Raw genomic sequence first — 24,901 nt, 5'->3', positions numbered from 1 at the left:
GCTTTCCCCGAACCGCAGACTGGATCGGGAAAAGCCGCGAACGTCGCCGAGCAGGCACGCGATCAGAACTTCATCCGCGCGCCGATCGTAAAGTTACGTCCGACCTTGTCGTAGTACTGTCCGTTCACTGGGCCATTGAGAATGATGTAGGGTGTCGGCGGCGGATCCTTGTCGAGCAGGTTGTTGATCGCGTAGAAGAACTCGAAGTCCTTGTCCTCGCCCGCGAAGAATTTTCCGAAGAGATTAAAATACGTAACAGCCGGTACGGTGTTGTCGTTGATCGTGTTGGTGGGCAAAGTGTTGTAAGTGACGTCCTGCTTGCCCTTGGAGATGAAGATCGTCTGCAAGGTCACCTGAAAGTCGTCATTGCCGAGCGTCTGCGAAAGATTGCCTCGGAACCGTGGGATCGCGCCGAGGTTCGCCCAGCCGTTCTCTCCTGCCCGGTCGACCGGCGGCGCGCCCGTGCCGGAATCGACGAAGGCATGGAAGATGTAGGTTCCGCTCGCATTCACCGAATAACGGCCGCCCTCTCCCAGAAAGCCGATGCCGCTGCTGTAGTTCAGCGTCATGTCGACGCCTTCCTGCTCGAAAGCACCGACGTTCAGCGAGCCTGCGACCAGACCCGTTTGAATACGATCGTTGGGATCCGCCGTGGACGTATCGGGCCCATAAGAGAAAAGGTTGCAGAAGTACTGTTCACCCGAGCTGCACAAGCTGGCGATATTCACCGTCGAAAGGTTCGTGATCGCGTTCTTGATCTTGATATTATAGTAGTCGACCGAAAGGCCGAAGCCCGCCAGGCCGCCGCTGCCGCGATAGGCGAAGCCGGCCGTCAGCGTATCGGCGAATTCGGCCTCTGCGTCTGGATTGCCCGCGCTGGTATTCTGCGGAATAACGGCGTTCTTGGTCACCCCGTCCACCACCAGCGTGACGTTGTTCGTTACGTTGCTGCCCGGGCTGGCCAGTTCGTTGATGGCAGGCGCGCGAATGTCGCGCGAACGAGCGACGCGCAGGTTCAGGCCGTCAATCGGCTCGTACACGGCGCCAAGTTTCCAGGCGGTCAGACCACCGGCACTGCTGTAGTCCGCATAGCGGACGGCGCCGTTGAGATCCAAGTTGCGCGCGAACGGCATATCGGCGAGCAAAGGCACGGTCGCCTCGATATAGCCTTCCTTGACGTCGAATTCGCCCGAATAGGGCACGGCGTTGCCGGCGGTGAGGAAGCCATTGTTGGAAGCCACGTCATCGGCGGTGAGCTTCTGCGTTTCCTTGCGATATTCGCCGCCAAACGCGACGACGACCGGCCCCGCCCAGGTTGCGAACGGTTCACCGACGATATTGCCTGCGATAGAGAGTTGGTCGTATTTCACCTTGGCCTGGCCTACGCCCCAGATGTAGTCCACCGCGGCCTGATCGTAATTATATTCGCCGAAAAGGTTGAGCGGTACGCATCCGGCGGCATTGGGATTTCCCTGAGCGACGGCGCGGCAAACGATATTTCCGTTGGGTGTGCCGTTGAGGAACCGCCCTTCGTCGACGGCATCGAGAGCAAAGTTCAGGTTGTCTCGCACCGGATTCTTGAACGTGTTCGCCGTGTAGTAGTTGATCCCGTAGCTGGCATGGCCGTCCATTTTCCACTTGCCGCCCAGATCCGCCTCGAACCCGATGACGCCGTGCGGCGTCTCATTGATGATCTCATAGACATTGTTGGGAATGTCGTAGGCGATCCGGCTCATGTTGAAGCTGTTCGTCCCTGCAGGAAGGAGCGCCTGTACCTGGCTGGGAATGAACGCATTGTCCGAGCGGATCGCGAATGAGGACAGCCGGATGGGCACGCCATCCAGCGTGCCGACAGAGCGCGACCAGCCGCCCTCGATGAAGGCGGTGACGGAGTCGGTCAGTTCGTAGTAGAGCGAACCATAGGCAGTCAGGCGCTCGACGGCAGGAATAAGATCCGTGCGTTTGATGATGCTGGCACCCTCGCCACCGATCATCGTCGAACCGCCCGAAATTGAGCCCCTTTCGAAGGGACGCAGCGTTCCGTCCGGATTGAAGGTCTGACCCTGCAGGCCCGGAATCGCGCTGGTGATAACGCCCGCTTGGCCCAGATTGTTGTGCACGTTGCGGGCCAGAAGAAAGGCTTCGAGCCCATTCTGCGCACGCTGACCATTGCTGACGATCATCCATTCCTCACGGCCCCAACCACGCGAATAGATATCCGGCACGCCGTTATTGTCGGAATAATCGACGCTGACCACGAGATCGGCGCGGTCGTCCGCAAAACTCGTTCCGCCGATGAACCCGGCGCGCAAGGTGCGGTAGTCGCCCTGTTCGGAAATACCGCCCTGCACGGTGGCGTTGATGCCCTCGTACTTGCGCTTCATGATGATGTTCACGACGCCCGAAACCGCGTCCGATCCATAAAGTGCAGAAGCACCGCCGGTCACGACATCGACCCGATCGATCATCAAAGTCGGGAACAGGTTGAGGTCGGTCGTCGTCGGAACGCCGAGGTTACTGGCCGGTGCGAAAGGCACGACGCGCGACTGGTTAACAAGAACAAGTGTACGCTGTCCGCCCAGCGCACGCAGATCCGCCGTCGCTTGCGCGGGGCTCGAGGTATTCGTGGCGTTCGCGCCGGGCGAGCGGGTCGCCTTGAATGCCGGGTTCTGGTTCAGAACCTCCATCACCGTGGTTGCCGCCTGCCGCTCGATCACATCCGCGCTGACCACTTGGGTCGGCGTCGGCGCGAGCAGGCCGTCGGTCGTCGTGCGCGATGCGCTGACGATGATCTCGCCGACCTGACCGTCTTCCGCCTCCGCCGCTGCTGGGACCTGCTCGTCTTCCTCGACAACGTCCACCTGTGCGAGCACCGGGAGAGGTGACAAGGCGATGGCAGTCCCCGCAAGCAACCTTGCGCCGCACCAGGGTACACCGATTTTGCCCAACCTCTTGCTCATTTCCCATCCTCCCTCGTGAGCGGCATTGACACCGCCTTCGCTCTCAACCCGATTCGTTTGGTATTGTAGAACACGGTTTGCTTATACTGATTTTGAGCTTTGACAAGAGAATGCGAGAGCGCAGCATGACAAACAAAAAGGGCGCCTGTGACCTGCCACAGGCGCCCTTCGCTTAGTCGGCTGGATTTGCGAGATGGCTCACATGCGGATGCGGATCCCGGCCATGTAGTTGCGCCCGACCTTGTCGTAATACTGGCCATTCACCGGCGCATTCAGAATATAGTAGGGTGTGATCGCGGGATCCTTGTCGAACAGGTTGTTGATAGCCCAAAAGAATTCAAATCTTTTTCCTGAGCCGGCGAAAAACTTCCCGAAAGCGTTGAAGTAGGTGACGGACGGAACCGAATTGTCGTTGATCTTGCCCTCGAAAGCATAATCCTGGACGCCGGAGCTTATGTAAATCGTCTGCAGGGACACTTCGAAAGAATCATTGCCGAGCGTCTGGGTGATGTTGCCGCGAAAATCGGGAATGGCCCCCAGCGTATAGGGGTTGTGCGCGCCCGCATTGTCCTGCGCAACGGCACCGACCACCCCTGGGTCGACGATCGAATGCAACACGTAGGTTCCACTGCCACCGATGCTGTACCGACCGCTCGCACCAAGAAAGCCGACGTTTGTCCGATAGTTGAGGGTGATGTCGATACCCTCTTGCTCGAACGAGCCGAGGTTCAGCGTACCGGAAACGAGTGCGGTGTGAATTTGCTCGCCCGGATTCTCGGGATCGGGGCCATAGGTGAACTGATCGCAGAAGTATTGCTGACCGTCATCGCAAAGCTGTGCGACTTGCGCCGCCGAAGGGTTGGCGATCGCGTCGTTGATCTTGATGTTATAATAGTCGATCGAGGCACCGAAACCGGACAGCGCGCCCGATCCGCGATAGGCCAAACCGGCCGTCCAGGTATCGGCCTTTTCAGGTCCGACATCCGGATTACCCCGCGTGGAGTTCGCCGGAATGGCATTGACCTTCCCTTTTAGAGCGACCGTGGCGAACACATTGTTGCCGGGGCTGGCCAGTTCGTTGATCGCGGGCGCGCGAATGTCGCGCGAACGTGCCACGCGCAGATTGAGACCTTCGATGGGTGTGAAGACACCACCCAGCTTCCAGGTTACCTGCCCCCCTGCGGTGCTGTAATCGGCGTAACGGATCGCACCGTTCAGATCGAGCATCGAGAAGACCGGAACGGTCGCTTCGGTATAGCCCTCGATCACGTCGAACTTGCCAGAATAGGGAATGGCGTTGCCGGAACCGAGATAGCCGTTTTGCTGCGCGATCGGATCGGACGTGAGCTTTTGCGTTTCCTTCCGATACTCGCCGCCTACGGCGACCGTCACCGGACCGGCGGGAAGCGTAAAGACATCGCCCACGATATTGGCGGCGGCAGTAAATTGCGTGTATTTCACATCGGCGAAGTTCTCGCCGAACACGTACTCGCGCGCGGCCTCGGAGAAGTTGTTCCGGCCGAAGAAATTGAGCGGCGCACAGCCCGCCGCATCCGGATTTCCCGCGGCCACGGCGCGGCACACGATATTGCCGTTGGGCGCATTGTTCAGGAACGCGCCCTCATCCACCGCGTCGAGCGCGAAGGCCAGATTCTGGGTGATCGGCAACTGCGTGCCGCGCTGACGATAATAGTTGATGCCATACGTCGCATGGGCATCCCAGCGCCAGTTGTCGCCCAGCTCTCCCCGCAAGCCAATGGTACCGTGCGGCGTCTCGTTGGTGACCGCATACTGGTTCAGCCCGAAATCGTAGGCGTACTTGCTGATAAAGAGATCATTACCCCCCAACTCGGCCCGGACTGCGTCAGGGATATAAGGATTGTCGTTGGCGATCACTTGCCGCGTCAGACGGATCGGCACGCCTTCGAGGCTGCCGGTAGCCTTGGCCCAGCCGCCTTCGATGTAGCCCGTCACGCTGTCGGAGAAGTCGAAATAGATGCTGCCATAGGCGGTAAACCGCTCGACCGGCGGAACGAGCGACGTGCCCTTGATCAGCGACTGGCCCTCACCGCCCACCATGACGCGGCCTGCCGTCGGGCTCCCGCGATCGAACGGGCGAATGGAAAGATCGTCGTTGAAGGTATAGTCGATCAGCGCATCGGCGCCGCCGACGATCACGCCGCCGATGCCCAGCTGCTGTCGCACGTTATCGGTCAGCAGCTGGTTGCCGCCACCGATCGGAATGATCAGCTGTTCACGGCGCCCCCAGCCGCGGGTGTAGATATCGCCGACGCCGGTGTTGTCCGAGTAATCGGCGCTGATCACGACATTACCGCGACCATCGGCAAAGTCGCTGCCTGCCACAAAGCCGGCGCGAAAAGTCCTATAGTCCCCCCTCTCGGAGATGCCGGTTTGGACGCGCGCATCGATGCCGTCGTAACTTGTTTTCATGATCAGATTGACGACGCCGGATACGGCATCCGAACCGTAGAGCGCGGAGGCACCACCGGTCACCACGTCCACACGGTCGATCATCATAGTGGGGATGAGGTTGAGGTCGGTCGTCGTCGGCACCGATCGGTTCGAAGCCGGCGCGAAGGGGACGATCCTTGCGCCGTTGACGAGAACCAGCGTGCGTTGCCCGCCGAGCGCGCGCAAGTCTGCCGTTGCCTGACCGGGACTGGCGACATTGGTCGCGTTGGCACCCGGAGACCGCGTCGCCTTGAATGCCGGGTTCTGGTTCAGAACCTCCATCACAGTCGTGGCAGCCTGCCGATCCAGGACCTCACTGTCGACGATCTGCGTCGGCGTCGGCGCGTCGAGCCCGTTGCGCGCGGTGCGTGAGGCCGTGACCACAATCGAATTGTCGGCCTGATTATCGAGTTTAGCCGAGGCCTGTCCCGGCAGAACCGTTGGGGGGACGGCGGCTTCATCGCCCTCCTGAGCCCAGGCTGGAGGTGCCGCCAGAACGGCCAGTCCCAGTGCCGTAGTTGCCCTGAGACCCAAATGGAAACGGGCGTGCAGCCGGTTGCACTCCTTCATAGTGACATCCCCTCTTATCGTTGTGTTATAAAGGGGGTTTTATGTCATTAGCATTTTCAATTCAATATTGACGCACATATTTTTATCAGCTCGGCTGATTCATGCGCTTATATTTCGATACCAAGTAGACGATTTTCTGCGCCTTTTGAGCGCGTTGCCGCGAGCTACACGGATTAGCGCAAGGCCTCTTCAAGCACGCTGGAATCGATGAGTTTGGCAAGCTGCTCGCGAGATCGGGCTGGTCTTTCCGCTTGCTCTGCCAACCACTTCTCTTCTTCCACCATGACATCGAGAAGATCGTCCGGGAGACTTGCCGGGAACACCATATGCGACCACGCTCCGGACACTTCGGCAGGATCGAAACCGGTGACGTGCGTTGCAATCTGCTGGGCCCGTGCCGGGGCTCGCTTCATGTCGGCCGTTGCCGCGATTATCGCTCGCACGAGCTTGACCATCTCGGCGCGAAGAACCGGGTCCGCCAGCTTCTCCGCCGTGGTATTGAGGTTGAAAATTTCCCGATAGACGGCCCGATCCGAGAAACTCACCAGATCCTCACCGATGGCAACTGCTGCCCGCTCGCCATAAGGATCCCAGATTGCCACGGCATCGATCGTCTGGGCCGCAAGCTGCGGGGCCAGCTCTGCGATCGGGACTTTGACGATGTCGACGTCTTGGGGGGAAATGTTCGCCGACAACAGCATCCGGTTGAGAAAGTAGGCTGCCGAGGTTCCGGGCAAAGTGCCGATACGCTTGCCTTTCAGATCCGCTAGCGTGGCGATCCCTGCGGACTTGCGCGCGACAACCCGATAGTGCCCCTCGGTCACGGTCAGAATGATCCGTATCTCCGGGTTTTTCAGGGAATAGCGAAGCGCCTGCGTTTCGGCGTGCGTAGCGACATCTGCCGGGCCGGGCTCGAATACGCCGGGGATGTTCTCGGCCCCAACCAGATTGGGGATGGCGCCCCGCCTCACTTCGAGCCCGCCGGGGAAATAGTCTCGCGCCGCCAGCAGGATAGGTGCGGATTCGATGGCCCCGGTATTGGCGCGGAGCCGGAGTGGCGAGGTCGGTTCAGCTGGCGATGGGACAGTCGCACACCCTGTCAGGGCCATCGCTGCAAAGCTTATGAAAAGCCTTTTCACCAGATCCAGCATCATTTCCGCTCCCCCAAAACAATATCAATCTCGTTTGCAATTATACAATTCAGTGCGTTATTGGCAAATCGCGAGCAGCACGCATGAGCGATGCCTGCCGAGACGCGCAAAGGTGAAGTCAATGAGTGAGCGTTCCGCTCCAGAAAGTAGACCCGCTTTGTCGGGTGCCAGCGTCATTCGCACGCTGATCGAAACGGAGGCGACGGAAGTCCCTTTCGCATCGACGCCGATGATGAAAGCCCTCAACGCCGTGTTCATCCGCGGCCAGCAAGGCTCGGTCAGATTCCGCTTTACCGTGCCAGAGCAGGGTCGCCAGGGCGATGGCTTGATTCACGGCGGGATAGTGGCAACGATGCTGGATTGCGCGATGTCGATGGCTGCCTTGAGCGTGCTGTCACCCGAAGAGACGATCGCCAGCATCAATCTGAATATCAACTTCATGCGACCGGGCATCGCAAATCATTGCGAGGCAGAAGGCCAGATCGATAAAGTCGGACGCTCGGTTCTTTTCGCGAGGTCGAGTATTTACTCTGATCAAGGCAAATGCCTTGCGACTGCGATCTCCACATTCGCACGCATTCGATCGACTGCGGATTGAACGACATTTTCTCACACCCCAGCGACGGGGCGCGTCCATCGTTTCAGGCCGTTCACAATTGTTTCATCGTTGCGAAAGCGAACTGCCTCGGAAACTTAAAATTGCTGACATGACCTTCCCCCAATGGGCGCTCCGCAACAGCGATGCATCTCGGGGGGTCAAGTATGAGGAATTCTTGGATCAAGGCGTGCTGCCTGTTCGGTGTCAGCGCCGCAGCGTTTGCCACCGCCGGTAATGCAAGGGCGGACGATGAACCTATTGGCGATATCGTCGTCACGGGTCAGGCGACCACCTATAACAACTCCGCGCTCGACGAGACGCTCATTGACGACAAATCGGCGGTTTCGTCGGTCATCGACCTCATCGGCACTTTACCCGGCGTGCAGGTCAATCAGGGCGATGCCTACGGCTTCGACGACTGGTCTACCACACTATCGGTGCGCGGATACCAGACCAACCTCGACCAGCAGCAGGTCGGCTCGACGATCGACGGACTGCCTAACGGAGGTTCGGGTTACGGCGGCGGCTCGAAGGCGAACCGCTATGTCGACACCATGAACATCGACACGGTCGAAGTCTTCCAGGGCACCGCGGATATCGCCTCGCGCTCCAACGAGGCGCTGGGCGGAACGATCAATTTCGTCACCGCTAACCCGCTCGATATCTCGCGCGTACGGGTTTCGGCGTCGGGTGGCTCGTTCGGCGCCAAGCGCATCTACGGCCGGGTCGATACCGGGACTTTCGCGGCTGGTGCCGCCAAAGCTTGGTTCTCGTACTCTTACCAGCAAGCAAGCGACTGGATCGAACATTCGGCGCAGAACCACCGCGATCATGCCGCGGCCAAGATCACGGCCGATCTTCTTCCTGTACGGCTCACGGCGTACGCCTCCTACGACAACACGCAGGAAGACAACTACGACCAGATCTATTCAGCGGCGCAGTTCGCGGCTTTCCCCGATACGGACGGCCTCGTCGGTGTGTGGACTGGCATCCCCTACCAGGATCAGGCCTATCGCCGTGCGTGGTCCACGCTGCGCGAGAACTTCTTCAGTTATCTGAAAGCCGATGCTGAACTGGCGGATATGCTCAAGCTCGAAGGCTCGGTTTACTATCACGAGATGGGCGGTCGGGGCGACTGGGTGCCGCAGTACGTAGTCGATGTGACTGCGGACGGCGTCGGCAATCCGCAAAGCGAGCTTGACGGGTCGAGCACGGTCAACGGCGGCTCCCCGCTTGGCACGATCTATTTCGTCGATGCCGCGGGCCGCGCGCTTACGCCGATCGCGGGATGCTTGGGTAACATTCCCTATCCCTATGGCGGCACGACCGACCCCAACTATGATCCGGCTTGTTACGAAGCGGGCGCTATCGGTGCGCAGTCCTATCGCCACACGCACTATCGCAAGAAACGCCTTGGGTTCACGGGCGATGGCGCGCTCGCTCTAAACTTCGGCGATGTGGCCAATACACTCCGGGCGGGCTTCTGGTACGAAGACACGACCCGGCGCGAGTATCGCAACTGGCACAATGTCATCGACACGAAGATCGGTCCGAAATATGAGGAAATTCCTTACTGGACCCAGTACAGCCGGAAGTACCCACAAGATACGTTCAAGTGGTATGCGCAGGACGAAGTCACGTTTGGTCCGGTTACGGCGAACTTCGGGGTCAAGCAGTTCCTCACGCACATCGATCGTGAGGACCTGTTCGGCGAAACGCCCAACGATAGCATTCGATCCAAGTCAGACTTGCTCCTTTCCGGCGGCGTGCAGGTCAACCCGATCGCGGGCCTCAATTTCTTCGCGGGCTACTCGGAGAACTTCAAGGCGCTGACCGATGCTCTGCTAGAGTTCTCGAACGCCGACTTTTCCGAAATCAAACCCGAAACGGCCGAGAATTGGGAAGCGGGCGTGCGCTATAGCAGCGGCATCCTGAACGCATCGGCAACCTGGTTCAAAAGCAAGTTCTCCAACCAGGTCATCTTCGTGTCGAATTCGACGGGCGCCGGTAACGACTACCTGGGCGAAGGCGACGGCAAGTTCTTCAATGCGGGTGGCATCGATTCAGAAGGGCTCGAGATCCTCGCGAACGTACGGCCTTTGCCGGGGCTCAGCCTCTATGGTTCCTATACGTATATCGATGCAACGTATCGCGGCACGGGCAACCCGACCCTCGATACCGAGCAGGGCATAACGCCGGGCAATCGCGTCGCTGGCATTCCGGAGCATATGTGGGTGTTGTCGGGCACATATCAGGCCGGTCCGCTGACTTTCGGCGTGACGGGCAAGTATACCGGCGATCGCTTCGTTAACACGGCGAACACCTGGATCGCCGAGAACTTCTTCCTCACAGACATTTCGGTAGCGCTTAGAAGCGAGGACATCGACGATTCGATCCAGGGCCTCGAGCTTCGACTGAACATCACCAACGTAACGGACGAAAGCTATCTCGGCGGCATCGCGGCCAATTACGCCTGGATCGGTGCGCCGCGCACGGCGATCGTGACGCTCACGGCGGATTTCTGATCTCGCCGTCATGGTTCGACGAAAAGGGGATGCAGGCGCGAGTCTGCATCCCCGCGTCACACGACAGCGATAGTTCCCGGGCATGAGCGTTGCGACTTGAAGGAGCCCAATCGATGATCCGCACACCTTTGCCGAGCGAAGTATCCCGCCGCGCGCTTCTGGCCGGCTCTCTGAGCGCCGCTGTCCTTTTCGCGGGTCCGATCCGCACATTGGCGCGCCCTGCCCCCAATCCCATATTCCAGCACGGCGTTGCCAGCGGCGATCCCGACGCGACCAGCGTGGTCCTTTGGACCCGGCTCTCGCCCTCTAAGGAAACTGGTGAACAACCGAGCGAGGCTGTCTGGGAACTGAGCGAAACGCCCGATTTCCGAAAGGTCATACGCCAGGGTATCGCGCGCACCAGCGCGGCGCGCGACTTCACGGTAAAAGTCCTTGCCAACCGCCTCGCTGAGGGGGCGTTCGTTTACTACCGCTTCCGCGTCGGCGATGTCATCTCGGCTGTCGGGCGCGCGCGGACCTTGCCGACCGGCCAGGTGCAGCGCCTCGGCATCGCGCTTGCCTCTTGCTCGAATTACGCATTCGGCTTTTTCAACGCCTACGACGCCATTGCGCGCGATCCGGCGATCGACTTCGTCCTCCATACCGGGGATTACATCTACGAATATGGCGGCAAGGACAGCTGGGGGCAGAGCGTCGCTGAGAAAATTGGCCGTACCCATGCGCCCGCGCACGAAATTGTCAGCCTTGCCGACTATCGCGAGCGTCACGCGCAGTACAAGACCGATGCCGGTGCGCGCGCCATGCATGCCAATCACACGCTGCTGGCTTGCTGGGACGACCATGAATCCGCCAACAATCCCTGGATCGGCGGGGCGCAGAACCACCAGCCGGCGAGCGAAGGCCCCTGGCCGGCCCGTCGCGATGCTTCGATCCAGGCGTACTTCGAATGGATGCCGGTGCGCGAACCGGAATGGCTGACTCATCAGGGCCGCTCGCGCATGCAATTCTGGCGCGAATATTCGTTCGGCGACCTCGCCATGTTGCACACGCTGGAAACGCGCCACACCGCGCGCGCCGAGCAGATCGACTACATGCAGTATGCGACGCAAATAACCGATGCCGCGTCGGCGGAAAGATTCAAGAACGATGTGATAGGCGCGCCAAACCGCCCCATGCTTTCGCCTGAACTCGAGACCGACCTCGCCGCCGCACTGAAGGCTTCCGTCGAGGCCAGACAGCCATGGCGGATCATCGCGTCGCCCATGGTCATTGCACGGTTGCTGGTTCCGGACATGGTCGCGCTCGGCGTGTTGCCCGACCCACGCCCGGCGCTCGCCAACGCCAAGAGCCCGCAGGAACTGGCTGCGCTCACCTCCAAGGCGGAGGTCTCGCTTGCCTGGCGCGGCCTGTACAATCTGCCTGACTACACCGACGCGTGGACGGGCTATCCCTGGGCGCGGGAGCGGCTCTATGATCTAGCGGCAGAGGCCGGCGCGCGCGATCTGGTATTCCTCGTGGGGGACAGTCATAGCTTCTGGGCCAACAGCCTCGTCAACGATGCACGCGAGCCGGTTGGAATCGAATTTGGGACCGCCGGCATTTCCTCGCCGGGCGACTTCGTCGAAAGCGGTTTCTCGCCCGACAAGGCGCGTGAACTCGATGCGATCTATGCCGAGCATATTCCCGAAGTCCGCTGGACGGACAACATGCATCAGGGATATGTCCGAGTGGAATTCGGCCGACAGGAAGGCATCGCGACCTTCGTCGCGGTCGATACCGTCTTGCGGCCCGAGTATCGCACTTCGGTGTTGCGTCGCTTCACATTCGTGCCTGACAACGGCAGCCTTTCGCTGCGCGGTTAACTTCGGCGGTCGGCGATCTATTCATTAGGGAGGTGCGCCGGAGCCGTCCTGACGGCACCGGCTGCGCAGAGCGACTTTCAGGCCGCGCGCCTGGAACTGGACAAATGCCTGTAGCGCGCGAACAGTTCGTCGAAATGCGCATCCATGGTGCGAACGCTGGCCGCCGAAGCGATGCACCGCGCCCGCGCTTCGGGTATCGCACGGGTAGCTAGGATCTCGTGCAGTTTGACTGCGAGGTCTTCGCCGTCGCCGGACGCATACGTCCAGCCCATGCCGCCGCGCGCCTGATCGACCATGCCGCCGCGATCGGGGACGAGGAGTGGCAAGCCGCTTGCCCGCGCTTCGGCTCCGACCATGCCGAAGGATTCCGATTCGCTGCCATGGATCAGCGCATCGGCGCTGGCCATCAGCCGCGCCATCGCGTGTCTGTCACGCGTCGGCTCGAGCAGGCGCACGTGAGGGTTGCCGCCGATGGCCCGTTCAATGCGCGGGCGATCACGGCCTTCGCCGATGATCACCAGCCCCACGTCGTTCGCATATCCCGCCGCCGTCACTGCCTCGACGATGGTCGGCCACCGCTTTTCCGGTGAATGCCGGCCCACGCCGAGCAGCAAAGTCGCCTCGGAGCCGAGGTCGAGGCTACGCAGGAGATCGGCGCGGAAAGGCATGTCGCGCAAGCTTGGGGAGAATACGCCAGGCTCAACCCCCATCGGCTCCACGACGACGTTATCGACGCCACCCGCAGCGGTGCGCCGGCCGAGATCGTGATTGGCGCAGATCACGAGATCGAAGGCATTGCCGAACTGGCGCAGCCGTCGCCAGAACCATTCGAAGCCGCGATCGATCGAGCCCTCGTCCATGTAGCGGCCCAGCCAGCGATAAGGGTAGGTTGCGAAGACATCGAGATGCATGATCAGGGCCCGGGGCGCCGCGCCCCGCCACTGCGCCACCATCTTGGCGCTCGCCCAGGGCGTGCCGCATTCGACGAAGTCGGGCGCGAGCCGGTCGAGTTCGGCGTGAAGCCTCGCTTCATTCGAGAAATAGCGGTAGCGCGGATCGAGCGGGAACAGCGGGCCGCGTATGGTGCTGATGTAGCCGCGTTCGGCCACTTGCTCGAAGCTGTCGGTCTCGCCGGGAACGATCGCCACGATCTCGACCCCGAAGCGATCCGCCGCGCGCAACTTGCGATCGACGTACGTCCGCACGCCGCCGCCCCTCGTGGCGTAAAACGCGCAAACGTCGACTAGGCGCATCAGGCGGCGATCCCTAACTTGCTCATGCCGCTTCCCGGTTCAGGTTGTGAACAATCTCGATCCCTGACGTGACCGCGCCGACGATCAGGTGGGTCAGCAGAACGATTCCGGCAATGAGTGTCATCAGCGCCGGAATGGTGCCGTCGCCGCCGACGAAGAAGATGGCGAGGCTGGCAAAGATGACGTCCTTGTTCGGCACGAACGGCAAGCGTGACACCAACTGGCGAGTGAGCGACAGAATGGCCCACCACAGGAGCGCGACGAGCGGCAGCGCGAGATGCCACAGGGTTGCGAGAAGCAGGATGTTGAGAATCGCGCGCGCGCCATGCACCAGAAAAACGAAGCGCAACTCTTCCTTGGGCAAACTGAGCACGCGGCGCCGGAATACGAAGACGAGTAGCGAACTGAGCGCGATGAAGCCCGTCGAATAGGCGATGGCCTGCTGGCTCACGTCGAGATCAAGGCCTGCGACCAGTCCGAGTAGCCATGGCGCGGCAAAAAGAAGCATGGTCAGGGTGATCGCGTTTCCGGTCATCGCGGAAATGATGGTAACGTCCTTGATGGCGCCGAAAGGCGCCGCGACGAGATTGGCGTGCCGTCGCGCCCAGCTGTAGAAGTAGAGCTCACCCAGATACCCGAGCAGCAGTTCGTTGCTCACCTTCTTGCGTAGAAGGGGCACGATCCCGCTTGGGGGCAAGTTCCACAAACGCCGGAAAATGATCCACTCGCTGACGGGGCCGAGCAGGTAGTAGGCGGCATAGACCAACCAGAAGCGCGGATCCGAAGGGAGCAGCGCCTGAAGCGTCGACAACTCGATCCAATGCAGGTTGTACAACGCCGCGACCAGCACCGCGAAGGATATGATGGTGCCCAGCCATCGTGGCCAGCTGCGGCGACCGGCGGCGATGACCGGGCCTGGATCGACCGGGATCGACGAGGCCGTGAGCGCGGCGAACGGATCTTCCTTCACGGCTTTTGCCGCAGTCGCACTGCTCAAGACGATGACCTTTCCGTCTGCGGTTCGCGACTGAGAAGACGGCACGCCCTCGCGGCCACCGCAGTCCGAATATCGCTCGGGCCGGCGAAAAATTCCTGGTCGCGGGCCTGACAGGAGTTTCAGGATAAATTGCGCATCAAATCGATCCCGTGAACTGCGGTGCTTGCGCCGCCTTGCCGTCTTGCGGTCGGAATGGCTCGGGAAAAACCCTTCATTAAGGCAGCGGGGCTGCTGTGCCTGGTGACCGTCGCGGCGGTGCCGTCGGACAAGTCTTTATTCCCGGTTTCCGCGTCCGAAGTGGTGCCTAAAATGGTCGAGCCGCCACACGAGCCGCCCGCATCGATCCGGGTCATGACTTACAATGTCCACGGATTGCCCGCGTTGCTACGCAAAAGGGACACGGGTTCCCTGCAAGAGATTGGCCAGCGATTTCGTCACTTACGCATGCATGGTCGCCATCCCCATATTGTCGTTCTGCAAGAGGCCTTCACCGACGAAGCGAAGGCGATCGGGCGGATGGGCGGATACGCCTACGTGGTCGATGGTCCCTCGGCCCAAGATCCAGTCGGAGCGTCGCCGGGTAACGCCGCGAACCATTGGTGGGCCGGGGAGGGCTTGGGCAAACACGTCGGCAGCGGCCTGCAGGTGCTCTCGGATTTTCCTGTCGTGGCAACGGTTGGGAAAGCCTTTCCCGAAGCGGCCTGCGCGGGGTTCGATTGCCTTGCCAACAAGGGCATACTGTCGGTCTCGGTGCGCATTCCCGGCCAGTCCGAACCGCTCGATATCGTTACCACGCATTTCAACAGTCGCCGCGCATCGGGTGTCTCTCACACGCGCTCGAACGCGGCGTTCGAGCGCCAGACCACCGCGCTGGTGGAGTTCCTGCACCGGACGCGCGATCCTCGCAGACCGCGCATTCTTGCGGGCGATTTCAACATCGGACGAGACGCCGTGCGCCAGCGCCTGTTTCGCAAGGCGATCTCGGATCTGACCGAGCACGATCGCTTCGATGATGCGCTGCAGTTTCTGCACCGGCACGAACGTCGACCGTTACCCGAATGCGTGCGCGAGGCGAAGGAGCGTGGCAAGGATCTCGAATTGTGGTCCAATGGCAGCAGCTGGCGGCTAAAGCCGGTGCGCGCCGATGCTCCCTTCGGACATGAACCGGATGGAACGATGCTTTCCGACCATGTCGGATATCAAACCGAGTTTCGGATCATTCCCGGCGCGATCGGGCGCGTGCAATGATCGTTTTCGTCGCCTGCTGCTACGCTGTGCGGGCGCGCAGTCTCGGCGTCGCTTGGCCCGGAACAAACGGCAGCAACGCACGCATAGGCGTCCCGGTTTGCTTCCGATCGCTCGAGCCAGGCCGTGAAGCGGCTCCAGTCGACCCGATCGGTGTCGATCTGATGCTGCCAGAGCGTCGCTTCCAGAAGAACACTATCCTCCATCGAACGCGCATCATGGAACTGCAATATTGCAGTTCGAAGGCAGCGCGCGATCCGGTCGATTTACTCGACCAGCGAACGCCGCAGATGACGCATGGCCACGGACATGTGCTTTTCCACGCCGCTGCGGCTGATACCGAGCCGGCGGGCCACTTCGCTATGGCTATGACCGTCGATCTTGTGCAGATGGAGCACTCGTCGCGCGCCATCGGGGAGGCGCGATACAGTCTCCCGAAGTCGCGTTACTTCTTGCTGCAAAATCAGCCATTCTTCCGCGTTTTCGGTGGGATCGACCGCGTCCCGACGTGCAGGGATGAAATCGGTTCGCCAGTCCTGCCAGAGCCGGTCGCGGGACCGACGCCGCAGAACTTCGCGCTGCCGATCGATGATGATGTTGTTGGCCATCTTGAAGAGATAGGATCGCGGATTGGAGATCGTCTCCGGGCGGCGGGTCTCGATCTGCAACCAAAGGTCCTGGATGACGTCATCCGCTTCGGCCCAATCGCCGATCCGCGCCCGAACGAACCGCAGCAAGTCGCCGCGACATTCTCGATAAAGCGCATGCAGATTATCCGGCATGCTCGCTTGCGTCGTGTGCATAGGCCCCCCGCTGTCACCAAACTTTCGCGATGGGCCTCGCTTAAGCCGCGAATATTACCGCCGTTTCGAAGATTTATTGAGCTTCCAAGACAGTGCCGGTTTTCCTGGGGGAAACCCGCCGATCCGCGTCACTGGCGGAGGCGTCGCACGACCCGGTTTTCAAGCAGGAGAATTTCGTGACACGCTGGTCCGTTGTCGTACCCGTCTACAACGAGAAGGAATTTCTCCCCGACACGCTAAGATCGCTGGGCGCGCAAGCCGTGGACTTCGAATTGATCGTCGTGGACAACGGCTCGACCGACGGGGGTATCGAGGCCGCTCGGCGTCTTGTCGCCGAGCTGGGGATCAAAGCGCAATTCTTGAGCGAGCCGACGCCTGGCCAGGTTCATGCGCTGAAATGCGGGATCGCGGCGGCAAAAGGCGAATTCGTCGCCATTTGCGATGCGGACACATACTATCCGCCGGAATATCTCTTGGCCGCGCAAGCTCTGTTCGATCGCGGCGGGCCGGAATGCGTGGCGACTTCGGCGGTCTTGCTGCCGCCCGGAGCAAAGGGCGCGAAACGGCGTCTGGCCGAGTGGCATCGCCTCGGTGCGATGCGGCTGCTGTCGCGTCAGAACCATACGAGCGGCGCGGCTCAGTGCTTCCGCCGCGATGTGTTGTGCCGGGTCGGTGGATACGATGCCGCCATTTGGCCTTACGTGCTCAAGGATCACGAGCTCATGCATCGCGTGCTGCACGAAGGCAGGCAGGCCTGGAGTAAGGACTTGTGGTGCGTAACCTCGGATCGTCGCGCGAGCCGCAAAGCGGTTCGCTGGACGCTGGGCGAAAGGCTGGCGTACCATCTCGTGCCGTTCGGGTTGAAGACCCGCTTCTTCCATGGCTTCCTGGCGTCGCGATTCCGGAAGCGCGACCTTGGCGACGCCGTTCTGCGGCAACGGGCATGGGAAAATAGCAGCGCTTCGGGAGCCGCTGCGACGGGCGCGATCCTGGGCGGTCTGTTCATGGTGTCTTTGCTGGCGGTAACGAGCCCGCTCACCGCTTCCGTTCCCGTGCCACCGCGCGAGGAGCGCGGGCGCGATCAAGCCGATTGCCGCAGGCCCGAGCCAGGACCGGCCTTTCAGTTTGAAGTCCGCGGCCTCAAGGACCGGTCCGGCCGTCTTCAGCTCGAACTGTATCCCGCGCATGATCGTGACTTTCTTGCTCCCGACAAGCAACTTATCGCCGAGGGCAAACCGTTCAAACGAGTTCGGGTCAACATCCCGTCGCGCGGGATCCCTGTCATCTGCGTGAGGGCACCGGCGCCAGGTCGCTACGCCCTCGTCGTGCTGCACGATCGGGATGGCAATGGAAAGTTCGGTTACCTTCGCGATGGCGTCGCATTTCCCGGCGATCCGAGCATCCTGCGCAGCAAGCCGCCCGCGCAAAAGGCCAGCCTGTCCGTTTCGAACGGCGTCGTCGTGCGCCGGTCGGTGACGATGCAGTATCTGCGCGGATTGCGCTTCAAGCCGCTCGACTGAGCGCGACGATGGCGACGATTCCCGCTGCGCGCTTGCCGAACCGAGCGCCCGTCGATACCGGCTGGGGTTCGCTCGCCACGCCGCTGCTGGCTCTCGTCTTCGCTCTGCTCGGGTTCGTACTTCTGAAGCAGGGCACGGACTTCGTGGCCGACGAACGGCCAAAGCTCATTTTCGTCTGGTGCGAGATCATCGGCATGGTCGCGACAGCGCTGGCACCAGCGCGCTACCAGGCGCTGCCACGCTATGCCCGCACGCTTCTGCGGGCCTCGGGCACGTTCCTCGTGCTCTATTTCGCCCTCGAGCCTTTCGCCATTCCCTATGCCGCGCGCGACATGTCGGATCCTTCGGTCCTGTTCCATTCTCACGCGCGCTGGGTCGGGGCGGGGCTGGCTCTGCTGGGCCTGTGGCGCCCGGCCGGGCTCTTCGCCTCGGCGATGGTGCTGTGGATGATGCGCGAACTGCAGACAGGCCTTACGGGCTTCTATTTCTCGACGCTAGACATCCGTAACGTCGCCGAGGTCATCGCCTTCTGGTCGCTCGGCCTCGCATGGCTCGATGTCGCGTCACGCAGCGCCAGGTTATCGGAAATCACAGGGTTGGATCGAGCTGGCCGCGCGACATCCGCGCTGATGCTGTTCGCGGCGGGGGTGGGCGCGCATCTGGCAAACTACTTCTGGTCGGGGCTTGCCAAGCTCGCGCTCGATGGAGGGCCGCTGTCCTGGCTGTTCGACAACCGGCTCTATGAAGGAATTCCAGGCGCGCTCGAAAAGGGAACGCTACCTCTCGCGATCTGGCCGGTCGGGGTGGATATTCTCGAAACCGTCCTGCGAACTGTTGCCGTGCCGATCAACTTGGCGGCGTTTGCGGTCCAGATCTTCGCGGTGTTCGCACCGCTCCGTCGACGCTGGCTGATCCTGACGATCATCGGTTTCGATCTGTTCCATATCGCTGTCTGGTTCGCGCTCGGACTACTGTTCTGGAAGTGGATTGCGTTGAACACGATCCTGCTCCTCACGCTTTCGCGGATGAGCGATAGCGAGTGGCGGCCGCTGGCACAGCGCACGACCATGGTCTTCGTCGTTGCCGGAATGGCCATGTTCAAGACCGCGACGCTCGCCTGGTACGATTCGCCTGGCTTCGCGTCTCCTTACTTCGTGGCGGAAATGCGCGACGGCACGCGCTTCCGCATTCCGAGCGCCTATTTCCTGTCGTCTTCATATCAGGTTTCGCAGGGCCGGATCTGGCATCCGGGAGGACCCGATCATTTCAACCCCTCGATCTGGGGCTCGGTACTTCATCACCGCGATCTCTTGGCGGGTCGGGACTGCCGGATTGCTCCGGGGGCCGCAGGGCAGGACGAAGCCTTCGGGCAAAAGGACGCGATCGGCAGGTTCGTTCAGGCCCATCACAAGCGGATCACGGCGATGCTCGATGACCAGGGCCGCTTCAATTACTACCGCGTTCCGCACCACCACGTTCCCAGCCCGTTCCTCGCTGATCCCTTCGCCGCAACGGACAAAAGGCAGATTGCGCGGTACGTTTATGTGATGGACAGTGTCTGCCTTTCGCTCGACCACGGGCACCTCGTGCGCCGTGTCCTGAACCGGAGCGAAGTGCCAGTCTATGACGTCGTTAAGGACAGGCCGCTGTCATGAGCCCCGCCGGCAAGAGCGATCATGTTCAGATCGTGTATGACGGCGAGTGTCCGTTCTGCTCAGCCTACGTGAAGATGCTTCGTCTGAGGGCTGCCTTGGGGCCTGTCGAACTGATCGACGCGCGCAGCGGGCATCCGCAGGTGGAAAAGCTTAAAGCGAGAGGGGTCGATCTGAACGAGGGCATGGCCGTCATCGTCAGCGACCGGATCCATCACGGCGCCGAGGCCGTGCGCTGGCTGTCGCTGATGACGACTCCTTCCGCTTCGCTCAACGGGCTTGCCGCCTGGATCCTGCGCGGCCGGATACGCTCGCGTTTGCTCTATCCTGTCCTGCGATCGGGGCGGAACGCGGCGCTGCGCCTGCTGGGCCGCAGGCGGATCGGATCAACGTTCGACTAGAGAAGTGCTCCGCCGGTTACTCGACGACCGGCGGCACCCGGCTTGCGACAAGCTCCGAACTGACCCGGTCGATCGACCAGAGCACGCGCTCGCCCTGCCGCTCCCATGATATCGCTTGCCCGCCAGTCGAGGTCGCGATTGTCCCGACGTGATGCAGCACGCTCCCGTCGGTGGGAACCTTTATGGCATAGACTTCCTTGCGATCGTGTCCCGTCACGTAGAGCAGACCGTCGCTTCCCCACGAGCCTCCCGAAATGCTGCGCGGTGCGATGCGCGCGAGCACGGTATCAGGGAAAGTCCAAGTTCCCGTCTCGGCAAGATCGTTGTCGAGACGCACGAGCGTCGTGGCCTTGTGGTCCCGCCCCGGTTCGCCGCCCTTGCCGTCGTAATTGGCGTAGCAGAGCCACCAGGCATCGTCGTGACGCGCAACCCACGTCAGCGAGCCATGGCCATGCCCCAGGTCATGTTGGCGCAAAGGCGTCAATGTCGCCGCATCGAACCACAGGATCTCGCTGCGCATCGGCGTCGCAGGATAGTTTGATGCCGCGCAGACCAGTTCCTCGCCAACGCGCTCGCAGCTGTTGATGTGCGGATAGCGTTTTGGATCGCCTTCCCACTGCCGAAACGAGCGCCCGGTTTGGGGATCGTAGGCGGCAAGCTGATTGTTGCCGACGGCGTACACGACGCCGGGACCGGTCGCGACGCCTTGATGCGCCTCGGGCGCGACGATGCGCCGCAATTCGATGGCTGCCGCCGCCGCCCCGCTCGTCGGATCGTCCTGCGTGGCACTGACGGTCGCGGGAGCGATGGCCGTCATAAGAGCGAGGAGCACGAAATGTCTGGATCGATGTGTCACACGCGCACTTCTAAATCAGCCTCTTGTCATACTTGTGACGCTTCGCCGGGGACCGTCGCGAGGACGGAACGCCGGGCGGGTCGTCGAAGCCTCCTGACCTTACGCGATCGCGCTGATGCCGATCGGCATCAGCGCGAGCCTCTGTCCGGAAAGGTCGATGTTATTGTCGACGATCATCAACGCGCGGGTGTCGACGTACGCGAAGACGATCTGCGTTGTACTCAGCCCCACCGGGATGCGCACGAGAGCGTCGTCGCTTTCGAGGACCGCATTGGATCCTTCGCGAAGGACGGTGCAAGCCACCGCGCTAGCTTCGATTACGATCGTATCGCCGCCCTTGTTGAACGATGGGTCGAAGTTTCGTCTCACCATAGGTGAGCGAGAAATCTGGCTCTCAAGGGAAGGGAAGGCAACGAACGTCGATGGACGCAAATCAGACATAACATGCCGATTTTACAACGGTTTTATGGACCTTATCGGCCCTTACCGGAAGTCGTTGGAAAGTGGGATGGTAGCGGAGGAGGGATTCACACGAAAAACATAAGATACTGATTTATAACAACGTTCTTGATCGTCGTGCCGATAATTCCGCTCAATCCACCCCCAATTTTACCCCTTCGCGACAGGCCGTGCCGAAATATCGACAGGCCGACATGCGCGATCCCTGCTACGCCCGAGAACGCGGCTGTTTACAGTGTGATCGCAGAAAGGACCGCAGACTATCGACAAACACCACGGTTGCACGGCCGACCTTGGCTGCCTCGATGTCGCCGGAAGCGATGAGCTGGTAGATCTTGGATTTGCTGAGCCCCGTCATCCGTACTGCGTCGGGAATGCGAACGCTTATCGGCCCAATCGGGGGCGCGTCGTCGCCATTCGTTGCAGGCTGCCGGGCCGACATCGGACTATTTCTTACGTGCCCGGCTGAACGAGCGGTCGCTCGCCAGGAAGCCGCTAAGCATGAATGGAATGAGGTCCGGTACGGACTCGCGTCGGCCGTAGGCCGCCTCATAGGCCTCGGCGTAGTCGTTCAGCGCTTCGATGAGATCCGGCATGACGTTGATCGTGATCTTAGCCGGCGTCCGATCGGGCAGCCTTGGCAGCTTCAAATCAGCCATGACGGCCTCCCCAGGGTCCGGGCAATATGATGTCTTTGTGCACGACCACCCGTAGCGGCCAGCCGGGACGCACGCGCAAGGTCGGCTGGATATTGAGATTGCGCGTGACGAGCTGATCGCCGGCGCGCGCGCCGCTCTGCTGCGCTGACTCGCGGATCGCCCGGACAAGGTCGCTTTCGGTGCTGCCGAAGCTCAATTCAGTGCCGACGCCCAGCAGTGTCGACAGGGCGACGCCCTTCAGAAGTTGCCAAGTATGCCGGTCGATCCGGTCGGACAGACCCGCATAGCCCTGCGTATCGGTCGCCGGCACATTGTCGATACGAATCGACGAGCCGTCGGGCAGGATAATCCGCTGCCAGACGACCAGCGCACGGCTCTGCCCAAACGCTACAACGCTGTCGTAGCTGCCGATCAGCCGCGATCCTTGCGGAATGAGCAGACCGCGCCCGGTCACACTGTCATAGACGTTCTCCGTGATCTGCGCGGTGACGAGCCCGGGAAGATCCGAGTTGAGCCCGGTTATGAGGCTCGCGGCAATGATGCTGCCGGCCTGCAAGGTCCAAGGCGATACGGACTGCGCCAGCGCGTGCGGATTGATGTCGTCGTCGCGATTGGCGTGGCCGACCAATTCGTTCTTGCGCCCCTGGGCGTTAGGATCTCGGTCAGGGTCGAGGAGCGGCTTGGCAGTCTCGGCCGATGCTGGCGGAACACTTGCATCGGTAGTCACCGGTGCAGGGGCGGCGGCGCGACCGCCGCCCGCCAATTGCAGCATGACGCCAGACTCGCGTGCGGCCTTCTGCTCAGCGGCGATGCGCTGGCGCTCGGCTTCGGCTTCCTGCGCGGCCCGGCTCACCGCATCGGCAGCGGGGTCAGGGGGAACCATCCCGCCAAGCTGCCGCTGGCGCTCGAGGATCGGCCGCCCGAGATCACCGGGAAGCGGTAGCCCGAGCTTCGGCACGTCGCCATAGCTCGTCGGCGCGCCCGCGAGCGCATCAGGCGGCGCCTTCGCGCCAACCAGCTTTTCATCGCTTCGTGCGATCAGGCTCAGGGTCGCGGGCTTGAGCGCCAGCCAGGCGACGCCGATGATCGCGGTCGAGCCGGCGGCAGCGATGGCGACGATCGCACCGCGGCGAAAACGGGTGACGCGGCCCGGCGCCGCGCGCAGAACGAGCGTTTCGGGGTCGGCTTTGGGCGCCGCGATCGGCGCGGAAGAAGCGGTTGGATCGGTCACGCGCCCCTCCCGGCCTTGCGCTGCCGGCTCTTCGGCTGGGCGGCGGTGATACGGACAATCTGCTGTTTCTTGCCGCCAAGGCGCAGCTCGGCGACACCGAACAGGCGGTCGACCACATAATAGCGGCCGGCGACGCGATAGTTGACGAGCTGGGCCTCGCCATCCTCGCCAATCACGAACAGCGGGGGCGCCTCACCCACGGCGATCGCAGGCGAGAACTCGATGTAGGTCTGCCGCCCATCGTCGAACGCGCGCAGCGGCCGCCAGGCCGGCTTGTCGCCCGAGATCGCATAGTTGAAGTTGAGGCTTTCGACCGAGAGGCCCGACGCGATCGGCGTCGCCGCCACGGCTGCATCGCGCTGACGCCGGAGCGCGATCAGCTCGTCATGTGGATAGGTCCAGGAGATCGCCGCCATCGCGGTCGCGGGCGTGCTTTCGAGCTGGAGATGGTAGGTCCGGCGATCGGTAGCAATGACAAGGTTTGTGCGTAGGCCCGCCGAAAACGGCTTGACGAGGATGTGCACGCGCTTGCTTTCGCCGATGCCGCTGGTGGTATCGCCGACAGTCCAGCGCACGGTGTCGCCGGCGGCGACGGACACAATCGTTTCGCCCGGCTGCAAGGCAATGTCGGTGATGCGCTCGGGCGCGGCATAGAGCCGGTAGAGCACGCCTTCCGCCCAGGGATAGACCTGGACGGCATATATATATCCCGCGCTCGACGGCTCGCGCAGTGCCGCCCGGTTGGCGGCAGTGACGCGCGCGGTGGGTGACGCGGGTTCGCGGCTCTGCGCAGCGACGCCCATGGCAAGCGCCATCGCGCTCGCCGCCAGGATGAGGGCACGGATCATTGGTCGGTCCTTTCGGGGGATGGTGCGGCTGCGGGTTGAGCAAGGGTCGGATCGAGCGGCGAGCCCAGCGGAATGTCGGTGGGCGGCGCGACCGGGAGTGATTGTGCGGGATCGGGCACGGCCGATGGTTGCGGCGAAGGCGGCCGGTCCTGAGGCGTTTCCAGTTCGCGGCTCCAGTCGATCGCGTCAACATAGAGACCGAGCGGGTTTTTTCGGAGCACATCGGCCAAGCGCGGCGGCTTGATCTTCACCGTGAGCATCGCCGTCCAGCGTGACGTGCTGGCGAGGCTTCCCCGCTCATATTGCTGCTCGGTCCATTTGACCTGGAAGCTCGTATCCGACGCGCGGACGACGCTCGTCACCTGCACCGAAACCGTCTTGCGCCCGACATCGGCGAACGGATTGGAGGTGCGGGCATATTCGCCGAGGAACAGTGACGCACGTTCGGTCGCGAAATCATAGGCTGATAGCCAGTTTTCACGCATCAATACCGGATCGAGCGAGCGCGCTCGAACGCCGGTGATGAACCGGCCGAGGAACCATGCGATCTGCGGATCGGTCGGCCGATAGTCCTTGGCGGCAGGCGCGACGGCCTGTGCTTGCCCGAGTGCATCGACCTCGACCACATAGGGCACGACGCGGCTTTGCATCGATTGCCAGACCAGCGCGCCCGACAGACCAGTGGTCAGGAACAGGCCGCCGAAGGCCATCAGCCGCCAGTTCTTCGCCTGTGCGCGAGCCGAGCCGATACGCTCATCCCAAAGCTGGCCCGCTCGTTGGTAGGGTGTCTCGGGTTCGGGCGTTCGCCCATAGCGCTGCAATGCGCGTCGAAATTTCAT

At 61.8% G+C, this 24,901-nt stretch carries 21 protein-coding genes; 7 read left to right on the top strand and 14 right to left on the bottom strand.

Going from position 1 to position 24,901, the window contains the following annotated elements:
• Positions 1-62: 62 nt before the first annotated feature.
• The 3 genes from GQO94_RS07650 to GQO94_RS07640 form a co-directional block, all read right to left on the bottom strand.
• Complete coding sequence (locus GQO94_RS07650; RefSeq protein WP_156840545.1) at positions 63-2,960, bottom strand: TonB-dependent receptor domain-containing protein; 2,898 nt, start codon at positions 2,958-2,960, stop codon at positions 63-65.
• A 198-nt stretch (positions 2,961-3,158) separates the two neighbouring features.
• Positions 3,159-6,002: a TonB-dependent receptor plug domain-containing protein gene (locus GQO94_RS07645; protein WP_156840544.1), complete on the bottom strand. Its 2,844-nt coding sequence runs from the start codon at positions 6,000-6,002 to the stop codon at positions 3,159-3,161.
• 173 nt (positions 6,003-6,175) lie between these two features.
• A complete protein-coding gene (locus GQO94_RS07640; protein ID WP_232332822.1) occupies positions 6,176-7,156 on the bottom strand; it encodes an ABC transporter substrate-binding protein in 981 nt (326 codons plus the stop codon).
• Positions 7,157-7,274: 118 nt separating this feature from the next.
• Between GQO94_RS07640 and GQO94_RS07635 the strand changes: the two genes are divergently transcribed.
• From GQO94_RS07635 to GQO94_RS07625, 3 genes are all read left to right on the top strand, one after another.
• Positions 7,275-7,751 carry a PaaI family thioesterase gene (locus tag GQO94_RS07635; RefSeq protein ID WP_198045863.1) on the top strand — a complete coding sequence of 159 codons (477 nt, stop codon included), beginning with the start codon at positions 7,275-7,277 and terminating at the stop codon, positions 7,749-7,751.
• Positions 7,752-7,915: 164 nt separating this feature from the next.
• The gene (locus GQO94_RS07630) at positions 7,916-10,276 is read left to right on the top strand and encodes a TonB-dependent receptor (RefSeq protein ID WP_156840541.1); all 2,361 of its coding nucleotides are present in this window, start codon (positions 7,916-7,918) and stop codon (positions 10,274-10,276) included.
• Positions 10,277-10,389: 113 nt separating this feature from the next.
• The gene (locus tag GQO94_RS07625; protein ID WP_156840540.1) at positions 10,390-12,138 is read left to right on the top strand and encodes an alkaline phosphatase D family protein; all 1,749 of its coding nucleotides are present in this window, start codon (positions 10,390-10,392) and stop codon (positions 12,136-12,138) included.
• 77 nt (positions 12,139-12,215) lie between these two features.
• On the opposite strand, the gene GQO94_RS07620 is transcribed toward GQO94_RS07625, so the two are convergent.
• The 3 genes from GQO94_RS07620 to GQO94_RS07610 form a co-directional block, all read right to left on the bottom strand.
• Positions 12,216-13,343 (bottom strand): glycosyltransferase, encoded by a 1,128-nt coding sequence (locus GQO94_RS07620; RefSeq protein ID WP_332310835.1) that lies wholly within the window; start codon positions 13,341-13,343, stop codon positions 12,216-12,218.
• Between the two features lie 70 nt (positions 13,344-13,413).
• Entirely contained in the window at positions 13,414-14,388 is a 975-nt protein-coding gene (locus GQO94_RS07615; protein ID WP_156840538.1) for a hypothetical protein, read from the bottom strand.
• A 119-nt stretch (positions 14,389-14,507) separates the two neighbouring features.
• A complete protein-coding gene (locus tag GQO94_RS07610) occupies positions 14,508-14,741 on the bottom strand; it encodes a hypothetical protein (RefSeq protein WP_156840537.1) in 234 nt (77 codons plus the stop codon).
• Here GQO94_RS07610 and GQO94_RS07605 point away from each other — a divergent pair.
• Positions 14,698-15,636 carry an endonuclease/exonuclease/phosphatase family protein gene (locus GQO94_RS07605; protein ID WP_332310836.1) on the top strand — a complete coding sequence of 313 codons (939 nt, stop codon included), beginning with the start codon at positions 14,698-14,700 and terminating at the stop codon, positions 15,634-15,636. The genes GQO94_RS07610 and GQO94_RS07605 overlap by 44 nt on opposite strands.
• A gap of 263 nt (positions 15,637-15,899) precedes the next feature.
• On the opposite strand, the gene GQO94_RS07600 is transcribed toward GQO94_RS07605, so the two are convergent.
• The gene (locus GQO94_RS07600; RefSeq protein ID WP_156840535.1) at positions 15,900-16,415 is read right to left on the bottom strand and encodes an RNA polymerase sigma factor; all 516 of its coding nucleotides are present in this window, start codon (positions 16,413-16,415) and stop codon (positions 15,900-15,902) included.
• A 197-nt stretch (positions 16,416-16,612) separates the two neighbouring features.
• Here GQO94_RS07600 and GQO94_RS07595 point away from each other — a divergent pair, with 197 nt between their 5' ends.
• Genes GQO94_RS07595 through GQO94_RS07585 form a run of 3 tightly spaced genes read left to right on the top strand, consistent with a single transcriptional unit; the run spans position 16,613 to position 20,009 of the window.
• Positions 16,613-17,956, top strand: coding sequence for a glycosyltransferase (locus GQO94_RS07595; protein WP_198045861.1), 1,344 nt, complete (start codon positions 16,613-16,615; stop codon positions 17,954-17,956).
• 8 nt (positions 17,957-17,964) lie between these two features.
• Positions 17,965-19,611: a hypothetical protein gene (locus tag GQO94_RS07590; RefSeq protein WP_156840533.1), complete on the top strand. Its 1,647-nt coding sequence runs from the start codon at positions 17,965-17,967 to the stop codon at positions 19,609-19,611.
• Positions 19,608-20,009, top strand: coding sequence for a thiol-disulfide oxidoreductase DCC family protein (locus GQO94_RS07585; RefSeq protein ID WP_156840532.1), 402 nt, complete (start codon positions 19,608-19,610; stop codon positions 20,007-20,009). The genes GQO94_RS07590 and GQO94_RS07585 overlap by 4 nt, the downstream gene beginning before the upstream one ends.
• Positions 20,010-20,025: 16 nt before the next feature.
• Here the strand turns inward: GQO94_RS07585 and GQO94_RS07580 are convergent, their stop codons facing one another.
• From GQO94_RS07580 to trbF, 7 genes are all read right to left on the bottom strand, one after another.
• Positions 20,026-20,841, bottom strand: coding sequence for a hypothetical protein (locus GQO94_RS07580; RefSeq protein WP_156840531.1), 816 nt, complete (start codon positions 20,839-20,841; stop codon positions 20,026-20,028).
• A 123-nt stretch (positions 20,842-20,964) separates the two neighbouring features.
• Positions 20,965-21,237, bottom strand: coding sequence for a hypothetical protein (locus GQO94_RS07575; RefSeq protein ID WP_156840530.1), 273 nt, complete (start codon positions 21,235-21,237; stop codon positions 20,965-20,967).
• A gap of 295 nt (positions 21,238-21,532) precedes the next feature.
• On the bottom strand, positions 21,533-21,766 hold the full coding sequence (locus GQO94_RS21230; protein ID WP_051035681.1) for a helix-turn-helix domain-containing protein: 234 nt from the start codon (positions 21,764-21,766) through the stop codon (positions 21,533-21,535).
• Between the two features lie 4 nt (positions 21,767-21,770).
• Positions 21,771-21,983, bottom strand: coding sequence for a DUF2274 domain-containing protein (locus GQO94_RS07565; RefSeq protein WP_017499928.1), 213 nt, complete (start codon positions 21,981-21,983; stop codon positions 21,771-21,773).
• Positions 21,976-23,214: a TrbI/VirB10 family protein gene (locus GQO94_RS07560; RefSeq protein ID WP_017499929.1), complete on the bottom strand. Its 1,239-nt coding sequence runs from the start codon at positions 23,212-23,214 to the stop codon at positions 21,976-21,978. Before GQO94_RS07560 ends, GQO94_RS07565 begins: the two co-directional genes overlap by 8 nt.
• Positions 23,211-24,062, bottom strand: a complete 852-nt coding sequence (trbG, locus tag GQO94_RS07555) for a P-type conjugative transfer protein TrbG (RefSeq protein ID WP_006635655.1) — start codon at positions 24,060-24,062, stop codon at positions 23,211-23,213. The genes GQO94_RS07560 and trbG overlap by 4 nt, the downstream gene beginning before the upstream one ends.
• The gene (trbF, locus tag GQO94_RS07550; RefSeq protein ID WP_026108910.1) at positions 24,059-24,901 is read right to left on the bottom strand and encodes a conjugal transfer protein TrbF; all 843 of its coding nucleotides are present in this window, start codon (positions 24,899-24,901) and stop codon (positions 24,059-24,061) included. Before trbF ends, trbG begins: the two co-directional genes overlap by 4 nt.

This window comes from Novosphingobium aquimarinum (genome assembly GCF_009746585.1).
GTDB classification, from domain to species: domain Bacteria; phylum Pseudomonadota; class Alphaproteobacteria; order Sphingomonadales; family Sphingomonadaceae; genus Novosphingobium; species Novosphingobium aquimarinum.
This window is presented reverse-complemented; position numbering and strand designations above follow the sequence as displayed.